Below are 6109 nucleotides of genomic sequence, written 5' to 3'. Positions count from 1 at the left end.
TCTAGACGGTGCTCGCGCAACGCTTACGGCCCAGCGGCGTCGCCGGATACGCCGCCCAACGATCGCTTTTTCCACTTGGTGCAGTGATGAACAAGAACCTCACACTCAAGATGGGCAACTGCAATCACCGATCGATTGCACCGGCGCTGATCGAGCAGGTGCCCAACGGCTCATTCGACGAGCTCCTCGCGCTCACGAACCGCGAGCCGATGATGAACGTCATCGCCGCCTATAAAACATTTGACAAACGGAAATTAAGATGGCTCAAAGTCAAGCTGGACGTTCCATAACGGGTCGACCTCGTACGATGCCCTGCTCTTTGTGCCCTTACTTGGACGCACGCTGTCGGTATCAACGGCTGCCGCACAAATCGCAATGGGCCGCAATCGGTCACGATCCGAACTGCGCGCTCAACTGTCAGCCTGTGCATTCTAAGTAAGCGGGTTTCCCTTTCGGGCGAAAACCCGGCGGGCTGAACGAAGCCGCTGGTTTATCCTCCGGCGGGGCATTTTTGAGGTTCCCAAAGACTTCTTCGTTGCTCTCGATGCCCGAGACCGTTGGCCTTTCGGGCCACGCCTCACTCCTTAACTTTGTGACGCTCAGAAGGAGTTCAGCGATACCCTTCGTACAGATGCTTGCTGACGTCTTTCTGATCGCACGCAGTCGAACCCATTGGCATTTGGCAATTTCGTTACGCGGGACAGGTAGCGCTCCCTCCGGACAAGAAGCGGCAAAGACGAAATGGCGCGTTCGGCCTCCGCGGAACTCGAAAAGATAGGTGACGTTTGCCGCGCGCAAGCCGGTCTCTTCCTCAAGTTCACGAGCCGCCGCGCACGATAGCGGCTCACCAGCCTTTCGAACTCCCCCGGGTAGGGCCCACCGAGCGCCCGGTTTCGCGACGAGGAGAATGCGGTCGTCACGCCTACAGACGACGGTCGCTCTGTGTTTCATGATCATCCCCCTAGAATCGTGGTACCTTCCGACTGTCGCTTCCGCTTTCTCCACTTTTCGTCCATATCGCAATTTCCGTTCCGGATCGACCCCGTGCGCGCGCTTTTTCCCTTGGAAGCGGTCCGGGATTGCGTTTCCCAAAGCCAAGATCCGAAGTTATGGACGAATGGCAAAAGCGCGTCGCGCGCGAGTTTGGTGCCTGACATGTCTGGCACGACGACGTCGGTGAACAGAAGTCGTCTGCTTCAACGCGTTCAGAGACGCCCGCGCGCTTTCTGCTCGCTGCACACACGAGCGTAGCAGAACTGCTGCGCGCAGCTATTGGAGCGAGCACTTCTTGATCGTACGTCCATATAGGCAATTGAGCCTGGGCGTGTGTCCAACCGTCGACAGCATGAGCGACTCTTGCGAGGAGCGCATTTTCTCAACTGCCTGCAAGCGTTGCTTTTTGCGTACTGGGAAATTGGGATAGGCTCGTCCTTGAAATTCTAGCGCTCATCGGTGATCCCTTCACTTCTTCAGTCATTCACGCCGATGAGCGCCCGGAAGATTGCTGGAGCGGCTGCGACAGTGCAGTTCGGGCAACAGCGCTCGACGTCCACCTTCGGCAAGGGTTAGGGGTCGCTTGACCCCGAGGCGGTCGATGATGCGAAGTTGAAGCTAAGCAGTCGGTTCGAATTCCATCGGAAAATACAGATTGGCAAGTTGACAATTGGTAGGTATCGGATTTTACCGACCACAGCTTATGATGCCGGCTTGTACGTAGCGATGCTGCTGATTGACGATCCATCGGCTAACCAGCGGCGAGCGGAGTGCTAGGACATTTTTCCACGAGCCCGGAGGCATGCGACTTTGCGAGGAAGTAATACTTACTTCGGGCTTAACTGCTCCGCCGTAACTATCCGCGAGAGTTTTTTCTCTCCGTCGCTATAAAATCGGACGTGCAATCCCGCGACATATCGGTTCGGATTGCGCGGGTGTGAAAGTAGCCGTGTTCGATTTGGGATGCGCACGCCGAAGGCACGTTCGTTGCGATAATCCGGAACAAGATCACGGAAGCCGCAACGGCGAGTTGAGACACGCCCGGAAGTGCATGCGCCGGTTTCCTCTGCTGTCGGCCGCGCTTCGCGGCTTCCATCGGATCCGGCTCAGGCCTCGCCGCACACTTTGATTTGCGTCGCGTTGCCCCGGATTGAAGGCACGATGGTTGCTCAATGGTTGGCAGCATGCTTAATCGCGGGACGTGTTCTGGAGCACGTGGCTTCGCGAAGGTCTTTTTTCAATGAACATTCCGCGTTATATCGTTGGTTTTCTCACCTCAAGGGGGCTCAAGCTGGCCACGGCCGAGTCCTGTACTGCGGGGCTGATCGCTTCGCTGCTCGCGGAGGTGCCAGGAAGCGGTGCTTGCTTGGATGTCGGATTCGTCACGTATTCACCGTCGGGGAAGGCCGGCTGTCTCGGCGTGCGGCAGGAAACCATGGACCGCTTCGGCCTCACAAGCCAGGAAGTCGCGCGCGAGATGTCAGAAGGAGTGCTGGCACAGGAAGCGTGCGCCGCGGACATTGCAGTTGCCAACACGGGCGTTGCGGACGGATCGCCGTCCGGAGGACCGTCGCCCGGCACGCAGTGCTTCGCATGGACTTTTCGAAGACGCGACGGCAGTGTTGCGACGGCTAGCGAGACTAGGACCTTTAACGGCGACCGAAACGAAATTAGGCATGCCGCAGCCCTGTACGCGCTGTCGCGGATCCCCGAACTCTTCGATTCATTGAGGGCGACGAGGCTTTCCAAGGAGCGGCAATGACGCGGAGCGGCGCCATTGGCAGCAGAGCGCGGTGCGCCAGCTCGACGTGTCAAACGCATTTTAGGTAGAAGCGGAGAAGCGCGCCGGCTTGCCAAACGCAAGCATACGCTACCGAACGGATCCTCGTCGCGGACTTCCACGTCGACGCCATGAGGCCACCACCTTTTCGCAAATCACCCGATCGAGCGTACGTGACATTTTCACGTTCAGCGGCAACCGGTTCGTTGTTCGCGAAGGCCTGGGGCGTAATCACCGCGAAACGACCACCTCCCCGCTAAATCACGCAGGGATGGATATACGACCGCGTCGATATGACGCTCCTGTACTATCGCGGCCAGCGCTTGGCAGTGGCCATGCTCCGTCTTGATCTCGAACGCATTCTGAAGGCGTAAAAAAAGCGGCCGATGAAGATCAACCGCGCGACCATCTAGACATAGGTCAACGCCGGCGTCAGCACTCGATTACTATCTCGCAACTGTGTCACGCTACCCGGAGCCTGAATTTTCACTTGCCCCGTCGGTTGCCTTTGACTAGCCATCGCCGGCATGCCGCTCCGCCCGAGGCTTGTTGGCCGACTGCAGCGCAATACGCAACTGATCAAGCGTATAGGGTTTGCGCAGCGCCGACCAGCTGAATGCAAACCTTTCGTGGTCCGGGATTGCGTTTCCCGAAGCGAAGATAACGCGAAGCTCTGGACGAATGCCAAGAGCGCGTCGCGCGAGTTCGATGCCTGACATGTCTGGCATGACGACGTCTGTGAACAGAATGTCAAAGTCGTCTGCTTCCAGTGCGTTCAGTGCGACCGCGGCGTTTTCGGCGCGTTGCGGGTTTATCCGCAGCAGCATCAGTAGCTCACACGTTGCGTCTAGCGACGCGGCGTCGTCTTCGACCACGAGTATGCGCACGCTTTCCGGACACCAGACCGGCTCGGCGCCATCACCGGTGTGCGACTCGTCCGCACCCGGTTCGGTCGCTTCGGTTCGGCTGGTTCCCAGTACCTGCCGCACCTTGAAGGCGAGCTGCTGACGACTGTACGGCTTGCTCAGCAATTCCACACCCGGATCAAGTCGACCACCATGCACGATTGCGTTCTGAGTATAGCCCGATGTGTAAAGCACCTTCAGTCCGGGCAATATCTCGACTGCTCTTCGGGCCATTTCCGGACTGCGCAGCGCTCCGGGCATCACCACGTCTGTAAATAGCAGATCGATATGCACACCGCTCGCAACGACGGTTAGCGCCTGCTCAGCGTCATTGGCTTTGAGCACCGAATAGCCGAGACCGGTGAGAAGTTCGACGACGGTCGACTGAACCTTTAAATCGTCCTCCACGACCAAGATGGTCTCGTTGCCGTGCTTCAGCCCGCCCGCCGCGCGCGCCTTGGTTTCAACCGCCGTGCCGGTTGAGCGGGGCAGATAGATCCTGACGGTCGTTCCCTCGCCGACTTCGCTATAGAGCCGGATGTGGCCTCCACTCTGCTTGACGAAGCCGTAGGCCATGCTCAGACCAAGGCCGGTACCTTGACCCTCCGCTTTCGTGCTGAAGAACGGATCAAAAGCGCGCTCCATCACTTTCTGGCTCATGCCGGTCCCGCTGTCCGTGACGGCCAGCATCACGTACTGTCCCGGGGAGACGTCATCGAGTGACGATACGTATTCGTCATCAAGCGTTGCATTGGCGAGTTCAAGAGTGAGCTTGCCGCCATCCGGCATTGCGTCGCGTGCATTGATCGCCAGATTCAGGATCACATTTTCCAGCTGATGCGGATCGACGTCGGTATTCCACAGGCCCCCCGCGACAACGGACTCGATCTCGATCGTCTCGCCCAGCGCGCGCCGCAGCAGGTCGTCCAGCGCGTGAAGCTGGCGCGCAGGGTTGATGACGACGGGGGCCAAGGGTTGCTGACGACCGAAGGCAAGCAGTTGTGACGCAAGCTTCGCACCGCGGTCTACGGCGTCGATCGCGTTACCGAGACGCTCGGCGCTCCAGACGTCGCGGCCATGCCTGCTTTCAAGCAGTTCCAGGTTGCCCCGTAGCAACTGGAGAACATTGTTGAAATCGTGCGCCACCCCACCCGTGAGTTTTCCCAATGCTTCCATCTTCTGCGCCTGAAACAGCGCTCTTTGGGTTTGCTCAAGCAACTCGCCTGCGCGCCGGCGTTCGGTGATATCGCGTGTGACTTTTGCAAATCCAACCAGATCGCCGTCTTCGCGGATGGCGTCGATGACGACGTGCGCCCAGAAACAGCTTCCGTCGCGCCTCACGCGCCACCCCTCCGCTTCGAAACGTCCCTCGCGTCTCGCTGTCTCCAGGCCCTGGAAGGGGACGCCGGCCGCCACGTCCTCCGGCGTGTAGAACCGGGAAAAATGGGAGCCGACAATCTCGCGTTCGGTGTACCCCTTGATCCGCCGCGCCCCGGAGTTCCAGCTTGTAATATGCCCATCGGGCGACAGCATGAAGATCGCATAGTCGGTCACGCCCTGAACCAGGAGGCGGAAACTCCGTTCGCTCCGGAGCACCGCGTCATGGGCCGCCTTCTTATCACTGACGTCCTGAATCACCTTGCCGAAGCCGATAAGCTGGCCCTGCCGGTCACGTAGTGCCGTCATTACGACGTTCGCCCAGAACGTTGTGCCGTCCTTGCGCACGCGCCAGCCCTCCACGACGTAGCGCCCTGAGTCGGCTGCGGCCCGGAGCGCCGCCTTCGGCGCACCCGAGGCGCGTTCCGTCTCCGGATAGAAGATAGAGAAGGGCTGTCCTACAATTTCCTCGGACTGGTAACCCTGGATGCGTTCGCCGCCCGGGTTCCACGTCAAGACAATACCTTGGGGCGAGAGGGCGAAGATTGAGTAGTCGTGGGTAGACTCAGTCCATAGCCGGAGCCAGACCGAGCGGAAATCGGCGGATTGTGGGTTCAGGTCGTTCATTTGATCAGCGTTGTGTTAGCGCCTGGTCGGCCGAACAAAACAAGCCTCCGTTTTGAGCAATTACTGAGCCCGAAGCGGTGCGTCGTCCGACGGGAGATGGAGCCGCCCGGATAGCCATGTGCAACCCGTGGTTGCTTCAGTTCTTCGTCGACAAGAAATGCCACATGGTTGTGACTGGAGGCGATCGGGAGATATTGATCGAGGTGAGGAATCGGCGCCCAGCGATGCCGCCGTCCGCCCTTTATCGCATACTGAAGCTCTTGAGCGGGATCCCGGGGGGCGCAAAGTTGGGGCGGCTAACAAGACAGCATTGGTCTGGGACTTAACTTGCGCTAGCAATCGCCCGTGCTCACGGCGCTGCCGCGGCTAACGCAAAACTGTATCGACCAGCAGCTTGACATTGAGTATCACGATCACGCTTGCCACC

4 protein-coding genes are annotated in these 6109 nt (G+C 59.1%); 2 read left to right on the top strand and 2 right to left on the bottom strand.

What is annotated here, in order from left to right:
* Positions 1-86: 86 nt before the first annotated feature.
* Complete coding sequence (locus BG61_RS37440; protein ID WP_035943218.1) at positions 87-290, top strand: hypothetical protein; 204 nt, start codon at positions 87-89, stop codon at positions 288-290.
* A gap of 127 nt (positions 291-417) precedes the next feature.
* Here BG61_RS37440 and BG61_RS41060 read toward each other — a convergent pair whose 3' ends face one another.
* Positions 418-951 carry an NUDIX hydrolase gene (locus tag BG61_RS41060; RefSeq protein ID WP_081868325.1) on the bottom strand — a complete coding sequence of 178 codons (534 nt, stop codon included), beginning with the start codon at positions 949-951 and terminating at the stop codon, positions 418-420.
* Positions 952-2233: 1282 nt separating this feature from the next.
* On the opposite strand from BG61_RS41060, the gene BG61_RS37435 reads away from it, so the two are divergent.
* Positions 2234-2755 (top strand): CinA family protein, encoded by a 522-nt coding sequence (locus BG61_RS37435; protein WP_035943217.1) that lies wholly within the window; start codon positions 2234-2236, stop codon positions 2753-2755.
* 530 nt (positions 2756-3285) lie between these two features.
* Here the strand turns inward: BG61_RS37435 and BG61_RS37430 are convergent.
* Positions 3286-5682 (bottom strand): hybrid sensor histidine kinase/response regulator, encoded by a 2397-nt coding sequence (locus tag BG61_RS37430; protein ID WP_051673083.1) that lies wholly within the window; start codon positions 5680-5682, stop codon positions 3286-3288.
* Positions 5683-6109 lie beyond the last annotated feature (427 nt).

Source organism: Caballeronia glathei (assembly GCF_000698595.1).
GTDB lineage: Bacteria > Pseudomonadota > Gammaproteobacteria > Burkholderiales > Burkholderiaceae > Caballeronia > Caballeronia glathei.
Note: the sequence above shows the minus strand (reverse complement) of the source record. Positions and strands in the feature narration are given on the sequence as shown.